Here is a 14,233-nt window from a genome sequence, read left to right on the forward strand (position 1 = left end):
CTTGAACCTTGTGACTAGCTAAGTCGTCAGTGTTTCGTAGCGGAGGCGCAGCTCTCTTTTCAAAATTTTTCCGCTAGGGTTTCTTGGAAGATTGTCGGCAATCACTACATACTTAGGTGCTTTGAAGGAGGAAAGACGGTCTTTGCAAAAAGCAAGCATCTCGTCAGCAGTCAGTAACTCACCTGCTTTTGGCACAACCACAGCCGTTACTGCTTCGATCCAATACGGATGGGGAACTCCGATCACTGCGACCTCAGACACTTTCGGATGTTGATAAATAAGCTCCTCAACCTCCCTGCTTGCTACGTTCTCTCCCCCCGATTTAATCATATCCTTTTTCCGATCAACGACCGTGATATAGCCTTCTTCATCCATAATGCCCAAATCCCCGCTGTGAAACCACCCTCCCTGGAAGGCAGCCTGTGTCTTTTCCTCATCTCGGAAATACCCCAGCATCGCATGACTGGTCCTGTGTACAATCTCACCAACACTTCCACGAGGGACTTCATTTCCATCATCATCGACGATTTTTGTTTCCACATTTAACGCTGGCTTGCCTGCAGAGCCTGCTTTTCTCATCTGATCCTTCGGTGGCAAAACAGTTGCTAATGGCGCCACTTCCGTCTGCCCGTAAAAATTGTAAAACTGTGCGTTCGGAAGGCGTTGACCGAGCTCTTTTAACACTTCTACTGGCATGATTGCCGCACCATAGTAGCACTTTTGCAAAGAACTCAAATTACGCACGGCAAAATCAGGAGAACGCAGTAAAGCAATCCACACAGTTGGCGGACAAAACAACTGAGTAGCCTTGTACGCCTCTACCGTTTGCAGCATCAACGCAGGTGTTGCCTGTTCCAAAATAATTCCGCTCCCACCTAGGTACACGTACGGTCCCAAAAAGCAATGAAGCTGCGCACTATGGAACAAGGGAAGTGCGTGAACAGCCACATCATCCTGCGTCATCCCGCCTTCGATAATCGTGCTGACATATTCGGAGATGATGCTTTTATGAGTGAGCATAACGCCCTTTGGCTTTGATTCTGTTCCACTCGTATACAAAATTTGCACAACATCTTCGTCCACTATGTCTACTTCAGGCTCATGATTGTCTGCCGCTTCAATCAGCGTGCGAAAAGGCAACCATTCCCCTGCTTGTACTGCTGGTTTGGACATGAGGGAAAGCAGCTTGGGGGAAATTCCAGCTAATTGGAGTCCATCTTGAGCGAGCTGCAGGAATTCGGGAGCAACGAAGCACGCACTCACTTCCGCATGCCCGAAAATATAGGCGACATCTTCCTTATTCAACATGAAGTTGATCGGTACCATGATGACTCCTGCTTTCGCTAGTCCAAAGTTCAGAATCGCAAAATCCATCGAGTTGCGTGACAGGACTGCTACCCGCTCCCCTTTTTGCAAGCCTATTGAAAGAAGCGTATGAGCCGTCTTATTTGCAAGCTGATCAAGCTGCGTGTAGGTCAATACTTCTTCCTCAAAGTACAGGGCAGGCTTATCAGGATTTCGCCCACGACTTCTTCGCAAAATATCGCCAAGTGCATTTCTACGAACCCTTTGCGCTTCGAGCATGCAAACTCCCCCATCACTTATAGTCTCATCTCCATTATATAATAGTTTTCTTTATTTTCTGATATTTTTACAAAAAAGAAACGACAACTTACTCTCAAAGCTCTCAACCATAAAAAAGACCCCAGCTTCTCAACTGGAGTCGGTTCATTTGTAGTTATGGCGGAGGGAGCAGGATTCGAACCCGCGTGAGCTTGCACTCTAACGGTTTTCAAGACCGCCCCGTTATGACCACTTCGGTATCCCTCCGTATTTCAACAATATATACTATATCACAGCTCTACTATCCTTTGCAAGAGCCTATATCCTTTTCCTTTATCGCTTAATGGCAACGAATTTCAATTCCGTCATTTCTTCTATCGCGTATCTGACACCTTCCCGACCAAGTCCGCTTTCCTTTACGCCACCATAGGGCATATGGTCCACGCGAAAAGTCGGAATATCATTCACCATCACACCGCCCACGCGCAGCTCTTCTGCCGCTTCCAGAGCCAACGACAGATTATTGGTATAGACACCAGCCTGTAATCCATAGCGGGAATCGTTGACCATCGTAATGCCTTGCCGAACGGATTCCACTGGATTAATCAGAACAACAGGGCCGAATACTTCCTGACATGATACTTTTGCATCTGCCGGAACACCCGTCAACACGGTAGGTTGGAGCATCCGATCCACGACCTGTCCCCCACACTCCAGATGTGCCCCCTGTTGGAGCGCCTCATGAATCCACTCCATCGCACGTTCTGTTTCACGCGGATTGATCATGGCGGAATAGTCCGCGTCCTCAGAGAGTGAATCACCACCGCGAAGTGCTCGTGTTTGTTCAACAAAACGTTGGACGAAATCTTGATAGATTTCTTTGGCCACATAAATTCTTTGCACAGAGATACATACCTGCCCAGAGTAAGCGAAGGCACCAAAAACGCATCGGGGAATCACTTCATTCAGCTGCACATCACGATCAACGATCACGGCCGAATTCGATCCCAGCTCGAGCGTGACTCTTTTCATGCCCGCTCGATTGCGTATGTCCAGCCCAACACTAGGGCTCCCTGTAAACGTCACCGCCCTGACTCTCGGGTCAGTCACGATTTTATCGCCAACACTCGCCCCACTGCCCGTGATCACATTTAGGGCGCCAGCGGGCACACCAGCTTGCTCTGCGAGCTCTGCCAGAAACAATGCGCTAAGCGGTGTCTGTGATGCAGGCTTGAGAACAACAGTATTGCCAGCAGCGAGAGCAGGTCCGACCTTATGGGCAACGAGATTCATGGGAAAGTTAAAGGGTGTAATGGCCCCAATGACTCCCAATGGTTCACGCACGGTATAAGCCAAGCGTCCTTCTCCGCCGATAGCTGCATCGAGTGGTACGGTTTCTCCGTGGAGGCGTTTGGCTTCCTCTGCTGCAAACTTATACGTCTGAATGGTTCGAATCACTTCACCGCGGGCAGTTCTAATGGGTTTCCCCGCTTCTATTGCGATGATCCGTGCCGCTTCCTCCAAACGTTCATTCATCAGAATCGAGATTTTTTCAAGCAGGAAGGCGCGTTGATAGGCAGGAAGGCGCCGCATGACGGCTGTCGCTTCGTGGGCCGCATCAATTGCTTTTTCAACCAATGATGAGTCTGCTTGCGAAATTTGTGCAATTTCTAGACCCGTACATGGAGAGAGTAGCGGTGCATGAGCAGTGGCTGGCACCCATTCTCCCCCGATAAAGCACGTTTTTTTCATCGGCATATCCCCACTCTCTCAATGATTGGCGTTCACCTTCCAATCATTCTCCCTCCTACGCGTACCTTCCTGTCTTGATTTTGAAATATTTGGATATCTCTTTACTCTTTCACACTTTCAGCCACACCGCACCATTCCAGTAACGTAAGCGCAAAGATCTCAGCACAACGGAATACCTCATCCAAAACGATGTATTCATTCGGGTAGTGTGCAACCTGTGTGACTCCAGGTCCGACAACAATCGCTGGCGTATTGGCCAAAGCAGTCAACAAACCGCCATCTGTTCCCCAAGGCGATGCTTCCACAATGGCTCGATCTCCCGTCACAGCTTCAAACTGCGCTTGCAGAATGTCCATCAACGGATGATCGAGCTCCACTGCTCCCGGAACCCAGCGAGCGCCGAACCACTCCAGCTCGACAGGCTGTTCAGCAAACCACGGGTCGACCTCTGCCAGCTTTTTGAGTGCTGCTGCCATTTCCGCTTTGGCATCGTCCATCTGCTCTCCTGGGGCAACCCCCATCCTTCCTTCCAGCTTGACGAGATCAGCTACAGACGATGGCCACTTGCCCCCCTCAATCACCCCGAGATTAATCGGGATTGGAATGGGCAGCTTGGCGTAGAGCGGATCGTCGAGTCGATCGTTACGCTCTTTTTCCAATTGGCCAATGGCTTGAACGACGAGCATGCTTTTTTCGATGGCACTGACTCCCTCGTAGCGGGTCCCTCCGTGAGCAGAACGCCCTTTGACGGTCAATCTAAACCACATGGAGCCTTGCTGCTTCGGGAAAATTTTCATGTTGGTCGGCTCTGGAATCAGGGCAGCATCCGCCTTGTAACCGCGAATGATCGTCGCCAATGTTCCTGCACCACCGCTTTCTTCTTCTACAACGCTCTGAAAAATGACGTCGCCTTTCAGTTGCACACCCAACTTCTGTAGAACCTGGATTGCCAACAGCGAAGATAAGTTTCCACCCTTCATGTCCGTTGCTCCACGTCCGTAAAGCTTGCCGTCTTCAACCTTCCCGCTAAACGGATCATCGCTCCACTGTGCCAGATCGCCTGCGGGCACTACATCCACATGTCCGTTTAGAATGATGGAACGCCCATCTCCTTGCCCCTTCCACACACCGACGACATTCGGGCTGCCTTCAAACGTCGTACGCGGGGAGACAAAATACGGATGTGACACCAACTCTTCGCCTTCCATGACCCACAAGTCAACGTCCAGCCCCATCTGCCCCAAAAGCTCCGCAATACTTTGCTGGATGGATTGCTCTTCCCCTTGTACGCTCGGGCTTTTTACCCATTGCTGCAGCAGTTGAACCGCAGCCTCACGATCTTTTTCCAATTGCTCCCGTATAAGCGCCTGCCAGTTTGCCATGTTTATCCCCCGTTCCATGGTTTTGTCTTTGCTTAGCGGAAAACGCCAACCTCTCCGTCCATCTTGAGTTCGGCTTCCGTTGCTCCAATCACGTCAGCGACACTGTATGGATACATGACCTCTCGTAGATACAAACCGTCTGGCATGACCTCCATGACTGCCATGTCGGTGATAATCAAGTCCGCAGCTTTTGTCGCGGTTAACGGCAGCGAGCATTCCCGAACGATTTTCGAACGTCCGTTTTTATCCAGATGCGTAGTCACAACCATGACCTTCTTAGCCTTTTGTGCCAGCTCCATGGCTCCTCCCATGCCAGGGACACGTTTGCCTGGGACGATCCAGTTGGCAATGTCACCATTTTGGCTTACTTCCAGGACTCCTAAAATCGTCATGTCCAATAGTCCACGGCGAATGATGGCAAAAGCAGTCGCACTGTCAAAAAAGGATGCCCCTGTGGCGAGCGTGACAGGAAAACCACCCGCATTGCAAAGCATGGCGTTCTCCTCCCCTTTCGCAGGGCTCGGTCCTGTACCGAGAATGCCGTTCTCCGCGTGAAACATGACCCGTTTGTCAGCTGGGATAAAATCCGCAACCAACGTTGGAATGCCGATTCCCAGGTTAATGATCATGCCGTCTTCTACTTCCATTGCTGCGCGGCGGGCAATACGTTCACGATAGCTCTCGGTTTCTTTTATTTCTCCCATGCCCATTGCCAGTTCACCCCTTCACTTTGGACGATAAAGTTCACGAAAACGCCCGGGGTGACGATTTCTTCCGGGTCGATCATGCCTACCTCGACAATCTCATCCGCTTCCACGATCGTAATGTCTCCGGCCATCGCCACTAACGGATTGAAATTGCGTGCACTAGTATCAAACACCAAATTGCCAAAACGATCCGCTTTTTTCGCATGCACGATAGCCACTTCGGCAGTGAGCGGTGTCTCCAATAGATATTCCTTTCCATCCAGGACGACCTTCTGCTTCCCTTTTTCCGCGATCGTCCCGATGCCTACATCCGATAGAATGCCTCCCAGACCGACTCCACCTGCCCGTACACGCTCTGCAAGTATCCCCTGCGGGCAGAACTCTACTTCCAGCTCTCCAGCCGTCATTTGGGCCCCTGCGTTCGGATTTGAGCCAATATGGGAAGCTATCACTTTTTTGACGCGCTTTTCGGTCACCAGCTTGCCAATTCCAATATGCGGGAAAGCAGTATCGTTACTGATCAGCGTCAGATCACGCACGCCCCTATCCAAAATCCCCTGAATCAATGTAGGCGGGTTGCCTACCCCACCGAATCCCCCTGCCAACAGCGTCATCCCATCGCGAAAATGGGTGAGCGCTTCGGACAGGGAGACGACCTTTTCAAATCGGTTTGTCATTCTCGTTCCTCCTTCTCTATCCGATCAGTGCCTTGTCTTGGAGCTCTTGCTGAACAGCTATCACCGCTTCTTTCAGCAGAGATATCAGCTCATCGATTTGCTCCATAGTAATAGTCAGTGGAGGTGAGATGATGACAGCGTCTCCTGCCATCCCTTCGATTCCGCCCATTGCCGGATAAATAAGCAAGCCTTTTTCAAATGCTTTTTCAATGACCTTCACGCCTACACCTTGAGAAAGAGCAAACGGTTCTTTTGTCTGCTTGTTTTTCACAAATTCCAGCGCGCACAGCATGCCAAGACCACGTGCATCTCCAATCAACGGGAGCTCGTCGGCCAGTTCTTTTAGGCGGGCAAGCAAATAGACACCTTGTTTTGCTGCTTTGTCGACTAGCTGATGCTTCTCCACATAGTCGAGGACAGCCAGAGAAACAGCAGCAGATTGTGGATTGGCGCTATACGTATGTCCTGCCATAATCGAGCCGCTGCCTTTTGTAATGGTCTCAATAATTGCGTCCGAAACAATCGTAGCAGCCATAGGCGTGTAACCGGCACTCATCCCTTTGCCCAATGCCATCAGGTCAGGTACGACGCCCCAATGGTCGATTCCAAACGCTTTCCCCGTGCGGCCTACCCCTGTCATCACTTCGTCTGCGATAAACAAAACCTCATACTTGTCGCAAATCTCGCGAATGCGTTGGAAGTAACCGTCTGGCGGAACAACCGCTCCCCCAGAAGCGCCAATGACAGGCTCTGCGATGAATGCCGCTACCTGCTCTGGTCCGACGCGCAAAATCGCGGTCTCCAGCTCGTTTGCACACGCAAGCGCATACGATTCGAGGGACATGTCTTCTGGCTTGCGATACGGATATGGGCCTGTGATTGCCGGATAGTCAGCCAATAATGGAGTGAACCGCTTTCTGCGCAAGACGTGTCCAGACATCGAAAGTGCACCCATCGTAATCCCGTGATAGCTCATCCAGCGGGAGATAATCCGGTTTTTCGTTGGTCTTCCTTTTTCCTGCCAGTACTGAATCGCGATTTTTTGTGCAGTCTCCGTTGCTTCCGAGCCGCTGCTGACAAAGAACGTCCAGTTCAATGAGCCTGGTGCCCACTCAGCCAGCTTCGCAGCCAGCTTCTCCACAGCATCGCTGCTAAAATGCGACCGGTATACAAAGGAAACCTCCTTGGCTTGCGCATACATCGCCTCAGCCACTTCTTCTACACCGTGACCAATGCTTGCCGTCACCGCTCCACTGGAACCGTCGATGTAACGATTCCCCTCTTTATCGTAAAGATAGATGCCTTTTCCGTGAGAAATAACTGGATACTCTTTGCCCAATTCAGGCTTGATTACATAGCTTTTCGTCATTTTCCTCGCCACCTCGCTTATTCTCTACCTCTATCCTAGCTGACCAGCACGCAAGAGCCATCCTACGTGCTGGCAAAAAAACATGGAAAAGAGACAAAATCTTTTGTACATTTTGTATAAGAGAACCTTTACCGAGGCTTTTGGAGGAGATACCTGATGACCATCACGATAAGAGAAGCGCTGCAACTGCCGGACATGGTTCACACCAGGCTGATCGCAGGAGCAGGCGGACTGGACAATCCGATTCGTTGGGTGACAATTGTCGAGGTGCTGGAGGATACGAGTCGCTTGCAGGAAGGCGAATTTTTAATTACAACCGGCTTTGGGCTGGCTGAACATACGGAAAAGCTCGCTTCTTTTATTCCTTCGTTGGCGAAGCAAAAGCTGAGTGGCGTGGCGATTCATACGGGCTTTTATTTACGAGAAATTCCCGAGACCTTTTTGACTTTGGCGGATCACTATCAGCTTCCATTGATTGAAATTCCCACGGAAATTAACTTTTCGACCATAACCAAAGCCATCTTGCAGCCGATCATGAATCGGCAATTTGAGACGCTGGCCTATTCCTCGGCGATTCATAACCGAATGATTGACGCTGCTCTGTCCAAAGGAGGCCTTCCCGCCATCGCTGGCGAGCTCGCTGCACTTACGGGAGGCGTCGTATCGCTCATCGATGCATTAGGCTTTGAAGTCACACAGCATGGCAGTTCGGAAGCACAGTCGCATGATCAGTCCCAGGAGATCGCACATCGTGTGCCGATTCGCGCCAATCGCGAGCATTTTGGCACGTTGACCTTAACAAAGCCCGAGCACGCCTGGAAAGAGCTCGATGACGTCGCTCTACAGCATGCCTCTACCTTGTGTGCACTTGAATATGTAAAGGAAAGGGCCGTAGCTGCAACGGAATGGCGGTTAAAAGGGGATTTTGTGGAGGAGTTGCTGAACGGGCAGCAGATGACCCATACGGAGCTGGAGAGCCGTTGTCGCATGCTGGGGTACCCGCTTGCTGGACATCATCTCTGTGTCGCTGTTCGCGTAGAGGTCGCCGATCAGACGATGCTCGGAGACATGCATCAAAGTGTCATTACGTTGATGCGGAGGCTTAGCGACCGTCATCAGCGCTCTTATTTGCTTCGCGAGCGGCCACATTGCCTCTTGTTTATTTTGCCGGATGATCAGACGAGCCTACGCTTGTTGGAACAGCTCACATCCCGCTGGAGAGGCCTGCACCCTTCACTTGACCTACAAATCGCACTGAGCAATCCCTGTGAGCAATTGCCAAACGTCGTCAGTGCCTCCGAAGAAGCGATGTTTGCTCTACAAGCGTATCCGCTGTTGGCCGAATCCCCGCAAATTTTGCGATACCGGGATATGCAGGGCTATCAGTTTTTGTTTCCGTATCATCGTGAAAAAGAAAGCTTGCTCCGCCTGTGGAACCCATTGCTGGACCCATTAATCCGCTATGATACGAAATACAATCAACAGCTTCTCGAAACACTTGAGGTTTATTTGGCCCAGAATGGAAACGGTCTACAGACCTCGCAAGCCTTGTATATCCATCGACATACGCTCAAGTACCGGTTAACCCAAATTGAAGAAAAAACAGGCTACCGCCTGGAGGATGCTCATCAACGCTGGCAGCTTCAGTTGGCCTTGATGGCCCGTCGTCTGCAACAGCAGTTGTATCCTACAAACAGGTAGCCTGTTATTCCCTCGTCGGGCGAAGTGGCTTTACCCATATATTCATGTCTTCATAGCCTGAAAAAATCGTACAGTTATTAATCAGCCGTCCGCGGTATGAATAGCCCATCTTGGCAGCCGTCACATTCATTCCTGCAGATTGTGCCCGGGTCAAGGTGTACAAAAAGTAAATCCCCGCCTCCTCCATCCTTTGTTCCAACGCGATAAACAGTGGCTGGAGGAGACCTTTCCCCGCATGGTCTGGATGGGTCGCGCAATCCGTCATTTCCGCTGAACCAAATCGTTCGGATACTTCAGCTGACGCAGCACATGCAATCTTGCCGTCAAAATCAACGACGTAGTAGATGGTACCCTCTTGCATGGTTTTGCGAATGTAGGACGGATCGTTCATCGGTGTAGGATACGTCGCGAATACCAGTCCATACAAACACGCCAATTCCTTCGCATCTGCCTCGGTTGCTTCGCGCAAGTTGTATCCCTCGGGTAGCGATTTCTCTATCGTACTCCCCGCTCGCGACAGGCTTAGCGCAAGAATTTCCTCGGCAAGTTTTTCTGCGCCAGAGGTAGCCCGCTCATTTGTCAGATAGTAGGTGAGCATCTGTGCGTTTTCCCCTTGAAAAAACCCATCGATGGTTCCCTCCAGCTCATAACCCAAGGATTTCCATTGCGGAACATCTTGTTTCTTCCCGTACACAATGACTTTTGTTGCCTCTGACTCTTCGGCCAGTTCCTTCATGACTCGATCCCACTGCTCGATTTGTGATGGTTCATACACGTGCAGCTTTACCCGGCGATTTTGTCGATCAATGATCAGGTCGCCAGCGTCCTGTGCGCCTACAACATTTATCACGGTCTTCACCCTCCCCTACAGTACTCCTATTCTCATTGTAGCAAAACAAGTAAGGCCGTCATCTGCCAATCTGTATAAAAAAGCCTTTCTCATGCACAAAAAAACGCAAGGTGGGCATTCTGTTGGGTCATATTTACTCGTTCTTCATACCATAAAAGTAGATGCTTCATGTGCGAGAAGGAGGGTGTTTTTGGTGAGCTGCAATAACAATTTTGCCCTGATCCTTGTCCTCTTTGTTCTTTTGGTCATCGTACTCGTCGTAATCGGATAGACTTCTGGAGTGCCTCTCATGTCAGGTCGTATCGAGGGGCCCTTTACATATCATGGTAATAGGTAATTACACGCTCGAGAAGGGAGGAAGCCCTCGTGCCCCCACTTGTCTATGCCCATCGTGGCGCTTCCGGCCTGTTTCCGGAAAATACGATGGAATCGTTTCAAGCAGCCGTCCGACGAAAAGCCAATGGGATCGAATTGGATGTTCAGCTTAGCAGTGACAATAAGCTGGTTGTCATCCATGACCACAGCTTGGAGCGTACAACCAATGGTTCCGGATTGGTGCGACATTACACATTGCGCGAACTGCGTCAGCTACGTGCAGATAAAGACTCGTCTACACGCGTACCAAAAGCCCATATTCCAACCTTGCAGGAGGTATTTCAGGCGTTTGTCGACACACCACTGCGCTTCATCATCGAGATGAAAAATTTTTTCCTGGATCAACCCCTCTTAGAGGAGCTCGTCATCGAGCAAATCAGGCGTTATCAGCTAACAGAGCGAACCATCATTTCAACGTTTAACTTCGACAGCCTTTTACGAGTCAAGCAATTGGATGCCACGCAAACAACGGGACTTTTATATATTGGACCACTCGCCAAGCCTTGGGAAGTAGCCAGTAGCTATCGAGCCGATCAATTGCATGTCCCTTATGATCAATTGACTGAGGATTTGGTCAAACAAGCAAAGCAGCAGCATTTTGAGGTTTTGAGCTGGACGGTGAACAGCAGTCGGCAAATCCAGCGAGCTATTGACTGTGGGGTAGATGGTCTGATCACCAATTACCCGAAACGTGCGAGAAATCTGATTCGAAATCTATAAAAAGAAAGGGAGCCCTGAAAAGGCCCCCTTTTTGTTGCTGTGACATTTACGTGCGTGGCACGAAAAACTTTCCTTGCCAGCTATTCCGCGCTTTCAGTTCTGCATCAATGCCATTCAGAACTTCCCACTTTTTGCGACTCCACATCGGTCCAATCAAGAGATCAGGTGGTCCGTCACCCGTGATTCGATGGACAATCATTTCTGGAGGCAAAATCTCCAATGTATCTACAACGAGCTTTGTGTACTCTTCCTGTGACAGGAATTCCAAGAGTCCTGCTTCATATTGCTTCACCATCGGCGTTTTGCGCAGCAGATGCAACAGATGTATCTTGATCCCCTGCACATCCAGATGTGCCACAGCATCTGCCGTCTGCATCATCTCTTCATGGCTCTCTCCTGGCAATCCGTAGATGATATGAGAGCAAACACGGATGTTATGCTTGCGCAACCTTTCTACAGCATCCACATAGCATTGATAATCGTGCGCTCGATTAATTAACTGGGCCGTGTGCTCATGGACTGTCTGTAGACCGAGCTCCACCCACAAATAAGTGCGCTCATTTAATTCAGCCAAATACTCCACGACGTCGTCTGGCAGGCAGTCAGGACGTGTTGCAATGGATAGTCCGACTACACCTTCTTGTTTGAGGATGACTTCGTACATCTCCCGCAGCTCCTCCACAGGTGCATACGTATTCGTGTATGCTTGGAAGAAGCCCAAATACTTGGCTTGCGGCCATTTCTCGTGCATGCGGTTTTTCACATCATGAAATTGTCTTTCCAGATCCATTCTGCGGTCACCAGCGAAATCTCCAGATCCTCTTGCGCTGCAGAACGTGCAGCCGCCTGTCGCTACTTTCCCATCCCGATTCGGACAGCTAAAGCCGCCATCCAATGGAACCTTGAAAATCTTTTCGTGAAAAGTCCCTCTTAAATGATAATTCCATGTATGGTATCGTTTATCGCCCCACAACAATGGGACGTCGTTGTTGTGAATATCTGTCGCGAGCTTCATTGCTGTTTTCCTCCTATTAGCACCGCTGCGTCTGAAGCTGGTGCCTTAATCCCGTTGGGGAACGCTACTTGCTTGATCACGTCATTATACCAAATTCGGCAACGATCTCGCTACTTTAAGATAATAGGAAAACCACAGGTGAATATTCCCCCTGTGGTTTTGCTTGTTTACGTCACTATTGCTGGATCTCCTCGATACGAATCGCGCGTGTGTGAGAGGTATGACTCCACACTTGGTTTTTCTTCGTAAAGAACGCGTAAAACATAATCGGAAGCCAGGTCAGGAAAAAGAACGGTAGCAAGAGGAGCCCGAAATACCCCTTCCACGGAACTCTATCCAAATAGAGGGCCAAGATCGGCAACAGGTAGAACACGGCAGTAGAACCGTATACCAGCCATGTAGGCAAGATCGTGGATACCGTTGACAGCGTACCGATATCAAAAAATCTTGCCAGGAACAATACCGACATCATCGTCACCATCAGCACATACATCGGTTGGAAGAGGTAGAAGGCTGCATCAAGCATTCCCAGCTTTCTCGACTTCAAACCATTAAACAAGACTGCCCGAATGTAGCGTCCTGCTACATCGTAATGCCCTTGCATCCAACGCAAACGCTGGCGCATAGACGATTTTAAATCAATCGGTTTTTCATCCCAGACCTTGGTGTCATGTGCCCATGTCGGGTAAATACCGCGTTCAATGCAACGTGTTGCAAATTCCAGGTCTTCCGTGAGACTGGTTGCTCCCCAGCCCATTTCTTTGAGCAGGTTGCTCTCAATGCACAAGCCAGTTCCGCCCAAAGTGTTCGGCAGCCCCAAATTTGTGACGAGCCAGTTGCCACATACGGTTTGTAAACCAGTAGGTAACCGCATAGGACAGCGTAATCCAGGAATCAAACGGGTTCTTGGAGTCGAGGTAACCTTGAATCACACGCGCCCCTTTGCAGAGACGGTCATTCATTACTTTCAGGAAGTTTTTCTCAACCAGGTTGTCAGCATCAAACATGACGACAGCATCATACTGCTTAGGTCTTGCCCAGAGGTTCTCCAGCATCCACTCGATGCCGTAGCCTTTCCCACGCTTGGATGTGTCAAAACGCTCACATGCAATTGCACCATGCGCCCGACTAATCTCTGCCGTGTTATCTGTACAGTTGTCGCAAATGACGAAGATGTCGTACATTTCACGTGGATAGTCGAGTTTCTTCAGGTTTTCAATTAACGGAGCAATTACGGCGCTCTCATTGTGAGCAGCCACGAGCACAGCAAATGTCTTTTGCGGCTCAGTTGTTACTTGCTCTTTTTTGCGGAACAGGCCTGCACAAGAAACCAGTGTTTGGTATGTGCCGATTACGCCCACCGCAGAAGTAAATCCGATGAATAATCCCTCAATGATCTCTCTAATTATACTCATGGGTTCTTCTCCTCGACCTAAACCAGATTGGGTCTGATCTGAATTTAGGTAGTGTTGTTTTTCCAACATTTCTCTATTGTTTTTCTCTCAATTGGCAGTTTACATCAAATGCGATTCATAAGCAATGACCCAAAAGTGGGAAAAAATAAGGCACTGCTATCACCTTTCCCACCTTTTTCTCTTTCTATTCGACAGTGCTTGGCAGTCGGCAGAAAAAAAAGCCCTTGTCGAAAAAGGCTCCGTTTATTTAGAAAAATACAAACACTCGTTTCCATTACTTCCTGATTGTTTCCGGGATTGGTGCGGTCGGCGAGACTCGAACTCGCACGGGTCGCCCCGCCACCCCCTCAAGATGGTGTGTCTGCCAATTCCACCACGACCGCCTATAAACGCTGATTTTACTCGTGTTTTTTTGTTGACACGAAGTACGTTTTTGAGTATACACAATCAATTTTCGCAAGTCAATATCGTTTTTGACTGAATGGAGTCCATATTTTCCCTGTCAAACTATCGTTTTTTGTTCAGTCTTCTAATTAAATACGTTTGTCGAAAAAGAAAGTTACATGTCGCAAAAATTTTGAAAGAAAGCAAGCGTCTCTCTACAAAAATATCATCGTTTCGTCACATATTCCGAATAGAAAGGGAGCCATATTCTGTGATTTTTTTACATAATTTATGACAAATCAGACAAAATATTTCCAGTTATG

11 protein-coding genes, 2 tRNA genes and 1 pseudogene are annotated in these 14,233 nt (G+C 49.4%); 3 read left to right on the forward strand and 11 right to left on the reverse strand.

Annotated features, from left to right (window positions below; translation table 11 throughout):
• Window positions 1–18: 18 nt before the first annotated feature.
• The 7 genes from EL268_RS18965 to EL268_RS18995 all read right to left on the reverse strand — a co-directional run bounded on the left by EL268_RS18965 (window position 19) and on the right by EL268_RS18995 (window position 7,450).
• Window positions 19–1,584: an acyl-CoA synthetase gene (locus EL268_RS18965; RefSeq protein WP_106652726.1), complete on the reverse strand. Its 1,566-nt coding sequence runs from the start codon at window positions 1,582–1,584 to the stop codon at window positions 19–21.
• A 157-nt stretch (window positions 1,585–1,741) separates the two neighbouring features.
• Window positions 1,742–1,830, reverse strand: a tRNA-Ser gene (locus EL268_RS18970).
• A gap of 66 nt (window positions 1,831–1,896) precedes the next feature.
• Window positions 1,897–3,315 (reverse strand): aldehyde dehydrogenase family protein, encoded by a 1,419-nt coding sequence (locus EL268_RS18975; protein WP_174769417.1) that lies wholly within the window; start codon window positions 3,313–3,315, stop codon window positions 1,897–1,899.
• A 101-nt stretch (window positions 3,316–3,416) separates the two neighbouring features.
• On the reverse strand, window positions 3,417–4,697 hold the full coding sequence (locus EL268_RS18980) for a peptidase (protein WP_106652724.1): 1,281 nt from the start codon (window positions 4,695–4,697) through the stop codon (window positions 3,417–3,419).
• 32 nt (window positions 4,698–4,729) lie between these two features.
• Window positions 4,730–5,407 carry a 3-oxoacid CoA-transferase subunit B gene (locus tag EL268_RS18985; protein ID WP_106652723.1) on the reverse strand — a complete coding sequence of 226 codons (678 nt, stop codon included), beginning with the start codon at window positions 5,405–5,407 and terminating at the stop codon, window positions 4,730–4,732.
• Entirely contained in the window at window positions 5,389–6,081 is a 693-nt protein-coding gene (locus tag EL268_RS18990; RefSeq protein ID WP_048032315.1) for a 3-oxoacid CoA-transferase subunit A, read from the reverse strand. The genes EL268_RS18985 and EL268_RS18990 overlap by 19 nt, the downstream gene beginning before the upstream one ends.
• A 16-nt stretch (window positions 6,082–6,097) precedes the next feature.
• Window positions 6,098–7,450: an aspartate aminotransferase family protein gene (locus tag EL268_RS18995; protein ID WP_106652722.1), complete on the reverse strand. Its 1,353-nt coding sequence runs from the start codon at window positions 7,448–7,450 to the stop codon at window positions 6,098–6,100.
• A 156-nt stretch (window positions 7,451–7,606) separates the two neighbouring features.
• Between EL268_RS18995 and EL268_RS19000 the strand changes: the two genes are divergently transcribed.
• Window positions 7,607–9,151, forward strand: a complete 1,545-nt coding sequence (locus EL268_RS19000) for a PucR family transcriptional regulator (RefSeq protein WP_106652721.1) — start codon at window positions 7,607–7,609, stop codon at window positions 9,149–9,151.
• Window positions 9,152–9,155: 4 nt separating this feature from the next.
• Here EL268_RS19000 and ablB read toward each other — a convergent pair whose 3' ends face one another.
• Entirely contained in the window at window positions 9,156–10,010 is an 855-nt protein-coding gene (gene ablB / locus EL268_RS19005; protein WP_106652720.1) for a putative beta-lysine N-acetyltransferase, read from the reverse strand.
• An 82-nt stretch (window positions 10,011–10,092) separates the two neighbouring features.
• Here ablB and EL268_RS33965 point away from each other — a divergent pair, with 82 nt between their 5' ends.
• On the forward strand, window positions 10,093–10,272 hold the full coding sequence (locus EL268_RS33965; RefSeq protein WP_164724491.1) for a YjcZ family sporulation protein: 180 nt from the start codon (window positions 10,093–10,095) through the stop codon (window positions 10,270–10,272).
• A gap of 95 nt (window positions 10,273–10,367) precedes the next feature.
• Window positions 10,368–11,096, forward strand: a complete 729-nt coding sequence (locus EL268_RS19015) for a glycerophosphodiester phosphodiesterase (protein WP_106652719.1) — start codon at window positions 10,368–10,370, stop codon at window positions 11,094–11,096.
• A 46-nt stretch (window positions 11,097–11,142) separates the two neighbouring features.
• On the opposite strand, the gene EL268_RS19020 is transcribed toward EL268_RS19015, so the two are convergent.
• The 3 genes and pseudogenes from EL268_RS19020 to EL268_RS19030 all read right to left on the reverse strand — a co-directional run bounded on the left by EL268_RS19020 (window position 11,143) and on the right by EL268_RS19030 (window position 13,909).
• Window positions 11,143–12,111 (reverse strand): tRNA modification radical SAM protein MnmL/YtqA, encoded by a 969-nt coding sequence (locus EL268_RS19020; RefSeq protein WP_047068639.1) that lies wholly within the window; start codon window positions 12,109–12,111, stop codon window positions 11,143–11,145.
• 175 nt (window positions 12,112–12,286) lie between these two features.
• Window positions 12,287–13,526, reverse strand: a pseudogene (locus tag EL268_RS19025) (glycosyltransferase family 2 protein).
• Window positions 13,527–13,824: 298 nt separating this feature from the next.
• A tRNA-Leu gene (locus EL268_RS19030) sits at window positions 13,825–13,909 on the reverse strand.
• Window positions 13,910–14,233 lie beyond the last annotated feature (324 nt).

Origin of the sequence: Brevibacillus brevis (assembly GCF_900637055.1) — a bacterium.
Classification (GTDB): Bacteria; Bacillota; Bacilli; order Brevibacillales; family Brevibacillaceae; genus Brevibacillus; species Brevibacillus brevis.

Excerpts from the sequence above, each read along its gene's own strand:
- EL268_RS18975 (WP_174769417.1), bottom strand. The coding sequence starts at position 3,315 with ATGAAAAAAACGTGCTTTATCGGGGGAGAATGGGTGCCAGCCACTGCT.
- EL268_RS19020 (WP_047068639.1), bottom strand. The coding sequence starts at position 12,111 with ATGAAGCTCGCGACAGATATTCACAACAACGACGTCCCATTGTTGTGG.
- EL268_RS18980 (WP_106652724.1), bottom strand. The coding sequence starts at position 4,697 with ATGGCAAACTGGCAGGCGCTTATACGGGAGCAATTGGAAAAAGATCGT.
- EL268_RS18995 (WP_106652722.1), bottom strand. The coding sequence starts at position 7,450 with ATGACGAAAAGCTATGTAATCAAGCCTGAATTGGGCAAAGAGTATCCA.
- EL268_RS18965 (WP_106652726.1), bottom strand. The coding sequence starts at position 1,584 with ATGCTCGAAGCGCAAAGGGTTCGTAGAAATGCACTTGGCGATATTTTG.
- EL268_RS19000 (WP_106652721.1), top strand. The coding sequence starts at position 7,607 with ATGACCATCACGATAAGAGAAGCGCTGCAACTGCCGGACATGGTTCAC.
- EL268_RS33965 (WP_164724491.1), top strand. The coding sequence starts at position 10,093 with ATGCACAAAAAAACGCAAGGTGGGCATTCTGTTGGGTCATATTTACTC.
- EL268_RS18990 (WP_048032315.1), bottom strand. The coding sequence starts at position 6,081 with ATGACAAACCGATTTGAAAAGGTCGTCTCCCTGTCCGAAGCGCTCACC.
- EL268_RS18985 (WP_106652723.1), bottom strand. The coding sequence starts at position 5,407 with ATGGGCATGGGAGAAATAAAAGAAACCGAGAGCTATCGTGAACGTATT.